This window comes from Thiothrix litoralis, from assembly GCF_017901135.1.
GTDB classification, from domain to species: domain Bacteria; phylum Pseudomonadota; class Gammaproteobacteria; order Thiotrichales; family Thiotrichaceae; genus Thiothrix; species Thiothrix litoralis.
In genome coordinates this window covers 2,402,773-2,416,079 of sequence record NZ_CP072801.1, presented here as the reverse complement: position 1 = coordinate 2,416,079, position 13,307 = coordinate 2,402,773, and the positions used below count along the sequence as shown (strand labels likewise).

General features: G+C 52.1%; 16 protein-coding genes and 1 other RNA gene. 6 read left to right on the top strand and 11 right to left on the bottom strand.

Features of this window, described 5'->3' with window-relative positions:
- Positions 1 to 3: 3 nt before the first annotated feature.
- Both J9253_RS11775 and J9253_RS11770 read right to left on the bottom strand, forming a co-directional pair.
- On the bottom strand, positions 4 to 210 hold the full coding sequence (locus J9253_RS11775) for a type II toxin-antitoxin system VapB family antitoxin (protein WP_228291363.1): 207 nt from the start codon (positions 208 to 210) through the stop codon (positions 4 to 6).
- A gap of 694 nt (positions 211 to 904) precedes the next feature.
- Positions 905 to 2,038: a molecular chaperone DnaJ gene (locus J9253_RS11770; RefSeq protein WP_210221172.1), complete on the bottom strand. Its 1,134-nt coding sequence runs from the start codon at positions 2,036 to 2,038 to the stop codon at positions 905 to 907.
- 153 nt (positions 2,039 to 2,191) lie between these two features.
- Here J9253_RS11770 and J9253_RS11765 point away from each other — a divergent pair, with 153 nt between their 5' ends.
- Both J9253_RS11765 and gcvA read left to right on the top strand, forming a co-directional pair.
- Positions 2,192 to 3,400, top strand: coding sequence for an MFS transporter (locus J9253_RS11765; protein WP_210221171.1), 1,209 nt, complete (start codon positions 2,192 to 2,194; stop codon positions 3,398 to 3,400).
- Positions 3,401 to 3,418: 18 nt separating this feature from the next.
- Positions 3,419 to 4,381, top strand: a complete 963-nt coding sequence (gene gcvA / locus J9253_RS11760; protein WP_210221170.1) for a transcriptional regulator GcvA — start codon at positions 3,419 to 3,421, stop codon at positions 4,379 to 4,381.
- Between the two features lie 226 nt (positions 4,382 to 4,607).
- Here gcvA and J9253_RS11755 read toward each other — a convergent pair whose 3' ends face one another.
- Positions 4,608 to 5,198 (bottom strand): NUDIX hydrolase, encoded by a 591-nt coding sequence (locus J9253_RS11755; protein WP_210221169.1) that lies wholly within the window; start codon positions 5,196 to 5,198, stop codon positions 4,608 to 4,610.
- Between the two features lie 4 nt (positions 5,199 to 5,202).
- Positions 5,203 to 6,279 (bottom strand): DesA family fatty acid desaturase, encoded by a 1,077-nt coding sequence (locus J9253_RS11750; RefSeq protein ID WP_323128843.1) that lies wholly within the window; start codon positions 6,277 to 6,279, stop codon positions 5,203 to 5,205.
- A gap of 85 nt (positions 6,280 to 6,364) precedes the next feature.
- Between J9253_RS11750 and J9253_RS11745 the strand changes: the two genes are divergently transcribed.
- Positions 6,365 to 6,781, top strand: a complete 417-nt coding sequence (locus tag J9253_RS11745) for a sirohydrochlorin chelatase (protein WP_210221168.1) — start codon at positions 6,365 to 6,367, stop codon at positions 6,779 to 6,781.
- Here J9253_RS11745 and J9253_RS11740 read toward each other — a convergent pair.
- The 4 genes from J9253_RS11740 to J9253_RS11725 all read right to left on the bottom strand — a co-directional run bounded on the left by J9253_RS11740 (position 6,771) and on the right by J9253_RS11725 (position 8,092).
- Entirely contained in the window at positions 6,771 to 7,241 is a 471-nt protein-coding gene (locus J9253_RS11740) for a DsrE family protein (RefSeq protein ID WP_210221167.1), read from the bottom strand. The genes J9253_RS11745 and J9253_RS11740 overlap by 11 nt on opposite strands.
- Before the next feature lie 55 nt (positions 7,242 to 7,296).
- Positions 7,297 to 7,477, bottom strand: a non-coding RNA gene (ssrS, locus tag J9253_RS11735) — 6S RNA.
- 55 nt (positions 7,478 to 7,532) lie between these two features.
- Positions 7,533 to 7,847: a cell division protein ZapA gene (locus J9253_RS11730; RefSeq protein WP_210221166.1), complete on the bottom strand. Its 315-nt coding sequence runs from the start codon at positions 7,845 to 7,847 to the stop codon at positions 7,533 to 7,535.
- 5 nt (positions 7,848 to 7,852) lie between these two features.
- Positions 7,853 to 8,092, bottom strand: coding sequence for a restriction endonuclease subunit S domain-containing protein (locus J9253_RS11725; protein ID WP_210221165.1), 240 nt, complete (start codon positions 8,090 to 8,092; stop codon positions 7,853 to 7,855).
- Positions 8,093 to 8,166: 74 nt separating this feature from the next.
- Here J9253_RS11725 and J9253_RS11720 point away from each other — a divergent pair, with 74 nt between their 5' ends.
- Positions 8,167 to 8,721 carry a UPF0149 family protein gene (locus tag J9253_RS11720; protein WP_210221164.1) on the top strand — a complete coding sequence of 185 codons (555 nt, stop codon included), beginning with the start codon at positions 8,167 to 8,169 and terminating at the stop codon, positions 8,719 to 8,721.
- A 20-nt stretch (positions 8,722 to 8,741) separates the two neighbouring features.
- Positions 8,742 to 10,133, top strand: coding sequence for an aminopeptidase P N-terminal domain-containing protein (locus tag J9253_RS11715; RefSeq protein ID WP_210221163.1), 1,392 nt, complete (start codon positions 8,742 to 8,744; stop codon positions 10,131 to 10,133).
- Here the strand turns inward: J9253_RS11715 and J9253_RS11710 are convergent.
- The 3 genes from J9253_RS11710 to J9253_RS11700 form a co-directional block, all read right to left on the bottom strand.
- Positions 10,075 to 11,436 (bottom strand): DUF2254 domain-containing protein, encoded by a 1,362-nt coding sequence (locus tag J9253_RS11710; protein ID WP_210221162.1) that lies wholly within the window; start codon positions 11,434 to 11,436, stop codon positions 10,075 to 10,077. The genes J9253_RS11715 and J9253_RS11710 overlap by 59 nt on opposite strands.
- 194 nt (positions 11,437 to 11,630) lie before the next feature.
- On the bottom strand, positions 11,631 to 12,146 hold the full coding sequence (locus J9253_RS11705) for an RNA-guided endonuclease InsQ/TnpB family protein (protein ID WP_210221161.1): 516 nt from the start codon (positions 12,144 to 12,146) through the stop codon (positions 11,631 to 11,633).
- Positions 12,091 to 12,282: a helix-turn-helix domain-containing protein gene (locus J9253_RS11700; protein WP_210221160.1), complete on the bottom strand. Its 192-nt coding sequence runs from the start codon at positions 12,280 to 12,282 to the stop codon at positions 12,091 to 12,093. Before J9253_RS11700 ends, J9253_RS11705 begins: the two co-directional genes overlap by 56 nt.
- A 221-nt stretch (positions 12,283 to 12,503) precedes the next feature.
- Here J9253_RS11700 and J9253_RS11695 point away from each other — a divergent pair, with 221 nt between their 5' ends.
- A complete protein-coding gene (locus J9253_RS11695) occupies positions 12,504 to 13,253 on the top strand; it encodes a Crp/Fnr family transcriptional regulator (protein WP_210221159.1) in 750 nt (249 codons plus the stop codon).
- The last annotated feature ends 54 nt before the right edge of the window (positions 13,254 to 13,307 follow it).

Below are 13,307 nucleotides of genomic sequence, written 5' to 3'. Positions count from 1 at the left end.
GGGTTACAACCCTTGTAATAGCAACCGACCAGAATCATAGCGCCTCTTCCGTGGAGCGGCGGCGGGGCGGGCGCTTTCGCGTTCGATCAGGGCTTTTAGGCTTTCACGGAGTAGGGCGGCTTTTTCGGCAATGCCGGTCAGTTCAAAGGCTTGGCGTAGCAGTTCGTCATCAAGGTTGAGAGTGGTGCGCATGGTTGCCTCGATTAGCATCGAATAGAGTCATCATTGTATGCCATATTTGATTAGGGAGCTGGGTGATTTGGGGTTGGATCCCAAACAGGTACGGGCAATGGCGCGGGAAGCATTGCAGCCATTGCCCACCGTGGTGTGGGTACGAGTGTAGTTGCCCTAAAATGCCTCTCGCCAAAACTCTTGGTGACACTCACGGCAGACACATAGATTTTGCTTGGGCTTTGACATTTTTTGCCACCAAGTGCGGTGTCTCTTAGTCCAAACTAGAGAAGCGCAATGTGGACAGGAGTCTTTTTCCCAAGCGGAAAGGTCTAGGTCTTTGGATTGTTGAGATTGTTCATTGGCGATTTCATGAGTCGGTATCTGAGTGAACTGATGCTCAGTTTCCCGTTTGTATAGGGTGTTAGCGCTTACAGCTGGTTTTCTACCTCTCATGGTTTTTCGCACATTAACAAGTGTAGAAAATCGCTTATTGCTATGTTGGCTGGGGCTTGGGTTCATTGACATTAGTGAATACCTCCACTTTATGTTGACACATTTCTACCTCTTGTTTCCTGTGAAAAGATTCAAGAGGCGTGATACAAAAACCAGCATAGCTTATTTTTTATTCGATGTAATTAGAACTTTCTGTTCTGCATCATTAGAATTTTCTATGTGTGTAATCACAGTGTCCTGTTCGCAGGTTGAAACACTTCAATTAATTTTCTGAATGTTACCGAAACGGCGGAAAATCCCCAAAAAATGGATCAAAATCCGGCTCTGGAATCCGATACCCTTTCAGCCACGCTTTAAGTTGTTTTACATCTCGAAACGCCCGCATGTCGCGTTGGATACGGGCAATCATGTCTTGCACCGTGCGCATGTCCTGCTTGAGCAAGCCGATCATGCGCTTGGGGGAAAGCGGCTCGAAAGGTGACGCATTGATCATCTCGCGAATTTCGCTTTCCTTGAGGAACACTTCTTCCTGCAATTCGCGTAACTGGTCGCTGAGGATTTTGTTGTAATGCTTGAGGCGCTCTGCGTTGATATTGTTGAGTTTGCTCTGGTCGATCTGTTCGACAGCAAGTTGTAATTCCAGCAGTTTCAGTAAGTCCTTGCTGCCGTAAGCAACGGTTACTTGTTGCATCAATTCGGTTTTGCGTTCGCGCTCTACCGGGTCTTGCTCGCGGTCGGGGTGCAAGGCGCTGGTGAGTTGGCGGTAAACGGCTTGGATGGATTTGCTGACGTTGGCGGCTTCTTCCGCTGCCTTGGCTTCTTTGGCCAGTTGTTTGGCGCTTTTCTTGGGCTGTGGGCGTTTGGGCGCTGCTTGTTCGGCTTGTTCTTGTTGCTGCTTGAGCTTTTCTGCCAGCCGTTCGGCAGTGCCTTGCGGGTCTTTGATGTCAAATTCGACATCATCCAGCGTAGTGCCAAATTCTTGTTCAAACATCGCTTTCATCATTTCCAGCGCCATTTCGTCACTTTCTTGATCCAGTGTGTCGAAATCATCGTCGCTGTATTTGTTGAAAATCGCTTTCAAATCATCACGCTGGTTGAGGGTAATGAGCTCATCACAGGTTTCGGTGATCAGGTGGGTGAGTTTGTCTTTCTGGTTCGGCGTGAATTTGTGGCTGGTGAATTGCTGGTCGAGCAGTAATACCATGTCGGCTTGGTGTTCGTGCAGGGTCTTACGTAACGGTTCCAGCTTTTCGACGGCATCCTGACGGCATTGCGCAAAGGTTTCCTGCCATTCGCGTAGCACTTGTTTCTGTGCGTCGATCTTCTTGATTAGGGTGTTGAATTTCTTTTGTGCCGGGGAAAGCGGTGCTTGTGCGGCAACAGTTTTGATGTGGACAACTTTGTGGGGCATGGGGTCTTCCTGACGCTGGTATGTGAAAGAGTGTGGCATTAGATCGGACGTTGTTCCAGTAGGAAATCGACGAAAGCACGCATTTCTTTGCGTAACTGTTTTATTTATTGTTGCAGTGCAACTATTCTAAACCCTCCTCAACAGGAGACAACCATGATTGAAGCTAACACCCGCGCTTTTCGCCTTGCCACGCTGGCACTATGCCTTGGTTCGGCGATGATTTTTGCCAATTTGCATGTGGTGCAGTCCTTGCTGCCGACCTTGGCGCTGCAATTTCATTTGACGGAATTGCAGGCAAGCTGGAGTTTGACCATTACGATTTTGACGCTGGGCTTGTCCTTGCTGGTGTATGGGCCGTTGTCGGATGCGATTGGGCGCAAGCCGATCATGGTGGTGACGATGGCAGGGGCGGTGCTGGTGACGCTGGCGTTGTCGCAGGTGGAAAGCTATTCAACCTTGCTGTTGTTGCGTGGCTTGCAGGGATTTTTCCTCGGGGGCTTGCCTGCGATTGCGATTGCCTACATGGGGGATGAATTCAGCCGTAAGGCGGTGGTGTTGGCGGTGGGGGTATACATCAGTGCGAATAGTTTGGGGGGCGTGACCGGGCGGTTGCTGGGCGGTTTCGTCGGGGAGCATTTCGGCTGGGCGGCGGCGTTTGGGGCGGTGGGAATATTGAGTGCGTTGGTGCTGGTGGCGTTTGTGTGGCTGTTGCCTAAGTCGCAGCATTTCCAGCCGAAGCCTTTGCATCCGCTGCATATTGCGCAAGACATGGGCGGACATTTGCGTAATCCGGTATTGCTGGCGGCGTTTCTGATTGCGGGCGGTAATTTCATGATTTTTCTGAATCAGTATAGCTACATCACGTTTGTGCTGGCGGCTGCACCGTATCATTTGTCGCCGCACGCGCTGGGCTTGCTGTTTCTGACGTATTTGAGCGGTACGCTGGCAGCGGCGTTTTCCGGGCGGGTGACGCAGTATTTTTCTGCGCCAGTGGGTATGGCGTTGGGGATTTTATGCTTGATGGGTGGCTCGTTGTTGACGCTGATTCCCAGTCTGTCTGCGATTGTGTGGGGGTTTATGGTGAGCAGTTTCGGCTTTTTCCTGACGCATTCGTTGGCGAGTAGCTGGGTCAGCCATCATGCGTTGAAGGCGCGGGCGAGTGCGTCATCGTTGTATCTGGTGTTTTATTACATGGGGGCGAGTGTGGGCGGGTTTTTGCTCGCGCCGTTCTGGGCATGGCAGGGTTGGTTAGGGATTATACTGGGGTCGTTGCTAGTTTATTCGCTGACATTGGCGTGCAGTTTATGGCTTTATGCAAAAAACAACACATTTGACAAGAGGGTATCTGTTTCGTCGTCGTAAATAGGGCATAATCGGTGGATGTCCCAACAATTACCCCCCCTGAATGCCCTGCGTGCCTTTGAGGCCGTCGCTCGCCATTTGAGTTTTACCAAGGCGGCGGCGGAACTCAATGTGACCCGTGCCGCCATTAGCCACCAGATTAAATTTCTGGAGGATTACCTCGGCTTTGCCTTGGTAGAACGTAAAAACCGCAGCATCACCCTCAGCCAAGGTGCAGAAGCGGCCTTGCCTAAATTACGTCAAGGGTTTGATAATTTGGGGGAGGCGGTACACTTGATGCGCAGCGAAAAGCATCGGCAGAGCATTACTGTGTGTACCACGCCGTCCTTTGCGTCTAAATGGTTGATTCCACGCCTGCACCGTTTTTCACTGAAATACCCCGATATTGATATGCAGATCAACAGTAATGTCCAGTTGGTCACGGCTGATTTGCAAGGTGATGCTGGGGGGATGGATACCTTTTTCCGTCAGAATCATGTGGATGTGGTCATTGGCTTTGGGGCTGGTCAGGTTGCGGGTGCAGAAAAATTGTTTGCCGTGTCTGCTGTACCCGTGTGTAACCCTGCTTTGGTTAGCGATGCTCACCCGCATCCTTTGCAACAGCCTGAAGATTTGGTATTTCATACCTTATTGCATGATGAATCTAATTATGTTGGGCATCCGAGTTGGGTAACCTGGTTGAAACAGCAAAATGTGCAGGGGGTGAATGCCAATCGGGGCTTGCATTTTAACCACGTTTCATTGGCACTGGATGCCGCCGTGGATGGTCAAGGAGTATTATTAGCGATAAAACCCTTAGCGCAATCCGATATTGACGCGGGTAGGTTGTGTATACCGTTTAATTTACCTATCCAGTTAGAACATGCCTACTTTATTTTTAGACATGAAAAAATTAATAATAATCAAGCTGATACGGATATTTTCATTGATTGGTTGCGCGAAGAGGCACAGTCGCAAGATCGCGAATCTTCCAGTGGTTAGTTTTTCTAACCATTAGGTTTAGAAATTATAGCTTGTCCGCTTTGCCCGAAATCCATAATAATTGCTGCATTGCAAAAACGAGTGATTCCGGCTCTTTCTCTCCTCCTCCTCCTCCTAGCGGCGGAATCATTTGCAAGCGCCCACAGCGCATGGACATAGAGGGTATCTCTCTCCTCCTCCTCTCTTTCCTTCGTGTTCTTGCTGTGGGTGTCCTCTCTTTTTTTGTCTATCGCAGACAACTCAATAAAGCCAGCGTGATCCGCGCTGTCGCTCCCCACAATATCTCACCATCATATTCCTCAAAGTAAGCCACCGGTAAAGGTTTTGGCAAATCCGCCAAATGCCGATAACGTATTTCATGGTGTTGCGGTTGTGCTAGCCATGCCAAGGGAATGGTGAATGCCCGCGCGACTTCTTGCGGGCTGAGGGTGAGGTTGTAAGGCCAGGGCACGGTGGCCACCACGGGCAAAATGCGGAAGCGGCTGACGCTGTGATGTGGGCTGAGCTGCCCCAGCACTTGCACATCTTGTGGTTCGATACCGATTTCTTCGTGGGCTTCACGCAAGGCGGTAGCGGTCAGATCGACATCTTCTGGCTCATGTTTGCCGCCAGCAAACGCCACTTGCCCGCTGTGGTAGTCTCTGACCGAGGTAGGGCGACGGATAAACAGCAAATGCCATGCCCCTTCCATGCGCACAAAGGGAACCAGTACTCCGGCTTCCCGGCACGCATCCAGCGCTACATCATGAGTGGGTTCTCCCCGCCCGCGCAGGCGTTGGCTAATCTCGCTGAGGGTGAGTTGGTCAAGGTCGTGCATCGGCTCAGGCTACCACGGAGTATCCGCGCAAACGCTGGGCGAATTGTTCCAGTGCAGTAATTCCGGTTTTTTCGGCATTGTTAATCCACTCCTGTACCGCTTCCAGACGTGCTTCCTGACTGACGGTGGTGCGTTCCCACAACTGGTAAAGGCGTTGCTGGTACAAGTACACGGTTTGCAGCACCTGACTTTCCGCGAGCACGCTTTGGTGGCGCAGTTCGGACTTGGTGACGGGTTTGATCACTTGCTGGGCGAAATGCGACAGCACTTGCAAACGGTTGCCCAGCACAGCGCTTACCGTATCGAAATCAGCGGTGAGTTTGTGCGGGTTGATGCGGATGCGCGGCGCGACTTTGCGCACTTTCGCCATACCGAGCATTTCCAATAGGCGGATGTAGAACCAGCCCATGTCCAGCTCATACCAGCGGCAAGAAAAACGGGCGGAAGAGGCAAACGCATGGTGGTTATTATGCAATTCTTCGCCACCAATGAGGATGCCGATCGGTGAAATATTGGTGGAAGCGTCGGTAGTGCTCCAGTTACGGTAGCCCCAGAAATGCGCCAGTCCGTTGATGACGCCTGCTGCCCAGAACGGAATCCACACCATTTGCACCAGCCAGATCAGTGAGCCGGGCAAGCCGAACAGCACAATATCAATCACCAGCATGGTGCTGATGCCGAGCCAAGGGTAGGGTGCGTAAACATGGCGTTCTAGCCAGTCGTCGGGTGTGCCTTTGCCGTATTTTTCCAGCGTTTCCTGATTTTGGGCTTCCTGACGGTATAGCAATGCCCCTTTCCACAACACGGTATGGATGCCACGGGTTTGCGGGCTGTGTGGGTCTTCCGGGGTTTCGCATTTGGCGTGGTGTTTGCGGTGGATGGCGACCCATTCCCGCGTTACCATGCCCGTTGTCAGCCACAACCACAGGCGGAAAAAGTGTGAAGGAATACGCCCCAGCTCAAGCGCGTGGTGTGCTTGGGTGCGGTGCAAGAAAATGGTGACAGCCGCAATGGTGATGTGTGTTAACCCTAGTGTGACCAGCACCCATTGCCATGCGCTCAAGTCTGACAGTAAACCCATACGATTTATCTCTCCTCTGTTGTGATAAGGAATACTCTACTACATTCGCTCTTATTTGATACACGTTTTGATACAAGGATTAACCATGCAAGCCCTGCTTATTGTTGCCCACGGTAGCCGCCGTACCCAGTCCAATGATGAAATCCGCGCCCTTGCCGCCAAAGTGGGGGAACAGTCCGCTGAAACTTACGGCTATGTGAGCAGTGCCTTTCTGGAACTGGCGGAACCGTCGATCCCGGACGGTATCCAGCAATGCATTGACCAAGGTGCAACCGACATCACCATCATGCCGTTTTTCCTGTCTGCCGGGCGTCATGTGGTGAATGATGTGCCGGAGTTGGTGCAGGCGAAACAAGGTGAAAATCCGCAAGTACGGGTGCGCATGGCTCCCTACCTTGGGGTGTCAGGCTTGATGCCCAGCCTGATTTTGCAAGCCGCCGAGACAGCCTGCGACTGTCAGGGCGGGGCAAATTGTACGTACCCGGCGTGTATTACGGGCTAAGGTAGCTCCAGCCTTGTTCTTGCAGGGCAATAATCCGCGCAATGCCGGTTTGCGTTTCCTCTACTCCATCGATGAGCGCAGGGCGTGTGCCACTGCTTTCTGATACGGTATCCAGCGTATTGCCACAGGCGGTGAAGGTGACGTTCTGCATCATCAGGCTTTCCACGCGCTTGAGGAAAGCGCTTTTGTCGGTGACTAGCCAGATGCCAGGGCCATAGGCGACGACTTCGATTTCAATATTGTCCATGCCGTAATGTTTTTGCAAGTTGACGATATTGGACAGGAGATGATCCTGATAATCTTCTTCGCGTTTATTGACTTGAATGATCAAGCGATGGGTTTGTTCTGCTGCGGTAGCCGTTTTTGCTGCGCTGGGCTTTTCAGCAGCCGCAGCGGGCAGGCTGGCAAACAGTAAACTAACAGCTAGCATGGTAGCGGATAGGTGCGGGTTTAAGTGCATTGTTTTATCTCCTCCTAACGGAGTGGATACTATAGCAGGGAGGAGAAGGAAAGGGGACACACCCCAGAAAATCGTGGAAGGTTTCGACCTTGAACCAGTGGTTCAAGTGGGTGCGGCGAATGATTCTCAGGCTTACCGTCGAGCGGTCATGCACACCGAATCATTACAACCGCTCCCGGGGTAAGAAATTAGGCTCAAGGATAATACCCACCTTCTCACGAGATCCCCAGAAGTGTGTCCGTGAACCCATACTAGTACAATTATCGACTGGGGGGAAGAATTGACAAGGGATCAGGCTTTATGCTTATCCAGCACAGTGTCCATGCGTTGTTGCAATTGCTGTAACCGTTCAGCCGTTTCTGGGCTGACAGAGGCAGGCTGGGCGTGTTGTTGCTTGCCGTGCATTAATTCGTGCGCAAGATTAAGCGCTACCATGACGGCGATACGGTCACTACCTAATACCTTGCCGGAATCACGAATTTTACGCATTTCCCGATCGACTCGACGGGCAGACGCGATGAGGGCATCCTGTTCACCAATAGGGCAGGCGACCATATAATCTTTGTCCAGAATGCGAATAGTGACCGGCTGGATACTTTTTTCCATGTAACTTACGCCTCATTATCAGTTGGCTGGTTTTTTAGGCGCTGGATCATGGCTTCAAGCTGGCTGCTCGCCTTATCATGACGGCTACGTAAGGCTTGGCATTCCTGCATGAGGGATTTTTCCTGTTTTTTCAGTTCGCTATTTTCATTAGCGAGTTTTTCAATCAAGCCAAGTAAACGTTCCACGCGCTCGTTGATGGCGTGGAGTTGCGTTTGCAGTGTCAGATCGGGGGTTTGTGTATTCATACAGTAATGGTAGTAAAGAGTGCGAAACCAGGTCAATCATCTCATAATAGCGCTTTGTCAGGGAGAACATAATTTTGAACGATGAATTACCGGATTATGTAGCAATGGAACGAGCATTAGGACGTGCTAATGTGGACTTTTCCGGCGCAGAAATTCATGGCATGGGTTGCGGCATGTTGGTGATCGATCAGGGTTTCAGTCAGGAAACATGGTTGGCGCAAGTGCTGGAAGGCAACCCGCAGGATTTTCATGTGCAGGAAGCTCGCACCTTATTACGTGAATTGTTTACGGTCACCCGTCAGCAATTAAACGACCCTGGAATGGCTTTCGAGCTGTTTTTGCCGGAAGACGATGCGCTGGAAACGCGGGTGGAAGCGATGCAGGATTGGTGTCAGGGTTTCAGCTACGGGCTGGCGCTGGCGGGTGTCAAGGACATGCACAAGCTACCGGAAGATTCCCGCGAATGGGCGGAAGACGTGGTGCGCATTGGCAGTTCCGGCGAGCTGGAGATGGAAGATGAAGAAGAAGGCGAAAATGCGCTGGCTGAAATTATCGAATATTTGCGCGTCGGCGTGCTGATGATGAACGAAGAAATGCAACCGATGAAAGCCGCGCCACAAATACACTAGGATTATCCCCGGAGATTTTGATGAACAAACCAATCATTCCGAAGGAAGAATACGCTGCCCGCCGCTGTCGCTTGTTGGACAGGCTGGGTAAGGATGCGCTGGCCGTGGTGCCTTCCGGCGGCCTGAAAGTGCGTAACCGTGATGCAGAATACCCGTTTCGCCAAGACAGCGATTTTCACTACCTGACGGGTTTTAACGAGCCGGAAGCGGTCGCCGTGTTTGTGCCGGGGCGCGAAGCGGGCGAATACGTGCTGTTTTGCCGCGAAAAAAATGAAATGGCGGAACGCTGGTCAGGCACACGCGCTGGTCTGGACGGGGCAAAACACTGGCACGGTGCCGACGATGCGCACCCGATCAGCGATCTGGACAAACTGATGCTGGACTTGCTCACCGGGCGTGACCAAGTGCATTACGACTTGGGCGTGAACCCCGATTTTGATTTGAACGTGATCCGCTGGGTGAACCACTTGCGTGCCAAAGCGCGTGCAGGCGTGCGTGCGCCGCACAGTATTGTGATGCTCGATCGTATTGTGCACGAAATGCGGTTGTTCAAATCCGACGCGGAAGTGGCGGTGATGCGTTACGCCGCGCAAACGGCTGCCCGTGCTCACACCCGTGCCATGCAGGTTTGCCAGCCGGGTAAGTTTGAGTACGAAGTCGAAGCCGAGTTGCTGCATGAATTCCGCCAAAAGGGCATGGAACCTGCCTACACCTCCATCGTTGGTGGTGGCAAGAATGCCTGTATCCTGCACTACATCGAAAACCGCGACACCTTGCGTGATGGCGATTTGCTGCTGATTGATGCGGGGGCGGAACACGAATGCTACGCCAGCGATATTACCCGCACCTTCCCGGTTAACGGTACCTTCAGCCCAGAACAGCGGGCGTTGTACCAGTTGGTGCTGGATGCGCAACACGCTGCGATTGCCGTCGCCATTCCCGGCAAAAGCTGGGATGACCCGCATCAGGCAGCGGTGAAAGTGTTGGCTCAGGGCTTACTGGATTTGGGAATCCTCTCCGGCACGCTTGAACAGGCCATGCAAAAGCCCGCAGTGGCGGAAGGCGAAGCCCCCAAGGAAGAACCCTACCGCCAGTTTTACATGCACAAAACCGGGCACTGGTTGGGGATGGATGTGCATGATGTGGGCGATTACAAAGTCGGCACAGGTGACGACGAATGGCGTACCTTGCAACCCGGCATGGTGCTGACGGTGGAACCGGGGCTGTATATTTCTCCGGCAGACAATGTTGACTCGAAATGGTGGAATATTGGCATCCGTATCGAAGACGATGTGCTGATTACCGCCGACGGCAATGATGTTCTCAGCCGCGATGTGGTGAAAGAGATTGCCGCTATTGAGAATTTGATGGCACGGGAAGAAAACGGTAAACGGCCTGATAGCACGCTTTAATGTCTTCCAGATCGGCTCGCGCTTTGATTTCATCCTGACACGCGACATGGATGGCGTCGGCCTGTTTCCTGATCGCGCTTTGCTGTTCGGGGGTACGGGCTTGCGCTGCCAGGCTTCGCAAGGTTTCCAGTAAGCTGATGATGACGGCGACGTGAAACGCGGTATTCTGGCGAATCTGATTGAAAGCCGCTGCCATGATGCCACTGAAGGTGAAGGGTTTAAGTTGCAGGCGCAGCCGGGCGTTTTCATCGAAATACTGTTCTGCCGGAAATTGCCGGTTCAGCAGGAAAGCCAGCGCGTTGCCCAGTCGGTCGATGCAGGTAATCGCGGTAAACGGGTCATTGATGCCGGGTGACATGGCTCGCACCGCGATTTCCACCAACTGGCGCACAGCGTATTCGGCGTCTTGCTCGGCGGTGCGCGTATTACCCACAATCAGGTAGCTGTTGATGGCGGCTTGCTTGGCTTCGTCCAGCGCATCCTGATTTAGACACCAACCCAGACCGCAGTTTTGCATCAGGAAATCGCCGGGGCGGACAGCCAATTTCAGCGCCATATCCTGTTCGGTCACATAATCCCGTAAACCCGTCACATCAATCGCTTGCAAATAGCCAGCTTGTTGTACCCGCACGACATCACCTTGTGTTTCAAAGCGTTCGTGCTCTTGCGATTGCAAGGCGGCGGCTGGCAAATGCTCGCTGGTTTCGAGCGTTTCAGGGAAGAGTGCTTCCAGCCGTTCACTCAATTCTTGATGCACTTCGGTAATGATGGTGTCGGCCTGAATCGACATGGCGGTGTGGTGAAAGAAAAACACCAGCAACAACAGATCGGTAATGATTAACCCCAGCAGGGTTGTCAGCGAAATCACCGGTGTCAGGTTGATTTCTTCCAGCGTACTGCTGAATTGCAGCAGCAACACGCAATACAGGAACGTACCGATGAAAAAGCCCATCACCACCTGATTGAACTGGGTTTTCATGAAGTTACGCAACAGACGCGGGCCAAACTGCTGCGAAGCTAGCGTCAGGGAGGCAATCGTAATGGAAAAAGCCACCCCGGTGACTCCTAGCATGGCGCTAGCTGTCAGGCTTAATAGCGAGTGGAAGTTGTCCGCATCCTTGAAGTAAAACGGGAATGGCAATATTTCCCCCCAGCCTGTAAATAGCACCCGATCCAGATAGATGTTCACAAACGACAGAATGGTTGCCATCACTAGAAACAGCAACGGAATCATCCAGAAATTGACAGTCAGCAGCTCAAGCAAGTGCAGGATGCGGGTTTTCAATGCATTGTCTCCAGACATCGTGTTTTCACGAGTGTAGACCAATTATCCGGTATTACCGAAATCCCCTGTCAGTGCAGGGACTGAGAAAAACCGGGAAATTGACATCCTCCCCTCCCTGAAGGAAGGGGATTCCTACTGCATTCAGCTAGATAGCTGACTGACTTCGGCGAGTTCCTGCTTCATCGAGAGGCGTAATGCCCCATCTCCACAGGCTAACAAGCGGTGTCCCCGCTCTTTGACATTGATCGCGCCGACCACATCGGCGTTATTTTCGTAGCTACGTTCTTGCCGGGGTTTTCTGCCGTGCCTGCCGCTGATTTTGACATATTGCGTACCTGCAAATCTTCGACGAACACCACCGCGTGGTTTTGGCTGATTGTATTCGTGGCTTTGTGCAGGAAATTGCGGCGGGTATGGGCGATTTGCGCGTGAAGTTTTTGGACGCGGGCTTTCGCCTTTTTCCAATGGTTGCTGAACTTTTGTTTATGCGCCATGCGCCGTTGGTATTTGGCGAGCTTGGCTTGTGTTGTCTTGAAGCTGTTGAGCGGGGCGAGCCATGTGCCATCCGAGAACGTGGCAAAATGGGCGATGCCCAAGTCGATGCCGATGCTCGTGGTGGCGGTGGGTGTTGGCTGCTCCACTTCCCGTTGGGTTTGGATGCTGACAAACCATTCATTTCCAAACGGGCAGCTTGGCTGCCATGGCCACGTAACCGATGAACTTTTCACCCGCTGCATGGTTGGCTTGTTGCAACGCTAACGCCCTGTTGTAAACAAATCGGCACGATCCCGCGTAGCGGCGTAGGTTGCGCTGTTGCTCGCCGGTGGGCTTCAGTTCGTATTTAAAGGCTTGGCGTCGTTGCATGAGATTAAGGATAGGTTGAAATCCCTGTCTTGTGCGTCTGAATCCACCGTAAATGCGGGTTTCAGCCGACAAACGGAAGAGGCGCAGCGATGCTGCCCTCGCTCTGCATCCTCGCCCTGAAGGACGAGGTTTTACGCGAAAGACGGATAAATCCAAAAAAGTCGGCTGTACGTATACGTAAGTTGACTGGGAGTGCAGTCTTAAACAGAACAGGAGTGTTTATGCGTCAACAAGAGGGAAAAGCAAGCAGTTGTCTGATCGAACGGATGCGTCATTACACGTCGCTTTCAGACAGGGACGAACAGTTGTTACGTGAGCTTGAAAAAGACGAAATCAGCTACCGGCCTCGTACCCGTCTGGCATTCAGCGACAACCCCAGCCATCTGTTTGTGGTCAAATCAGGCTGGTTGTACCGTTACGAACAGTTGGACGAGACCCGCCGCCAGGTTTTGCGCATTCATTACCCCGGCGACATCGTTGGTCTGACGGATGTGGCGATGAAAGCTGCTTGTGGTGAAATGATGACCGTCACCAAGACGGTGCTGTGTCCCTTTCCCAAACGCAGGCTGGATGATATTTTCATTCACTCCCCCCGGTTGACGGCGCTGCTGTTCAGCTTGGGGGTTTTGAAACAGATTGTGTTACAGGATCGGATGAAGATCATGGGCAGGGCATCAGCACCACACAAGGTTGCCCATTTTATGCTGGAAATGCACGCCCGCTTGCGCATCCATTCACCCGCTGGCGTACTAAACCGCTTTGAAATGCCCCTGACGCAGGATGTGATTGGTGACGCGATAGGCTTGACCAACGTCTCGGTCAGCAACGCCATGACCCAACTGGCGTTTGAGGGCTATTGCACCTGCCAACACCGCGAAGTTACCCTGCATGAGCTGGATAAACTCAAGAAATTAATCAATTTTCAGGATCGTTATTTTGAAATAGATACGTCTTGGTTCCCCTCTGGCTAAATTTTTATCTAATTTGTGGTCGACTTGCACACAATTATCTTGAAATTTTAAAGT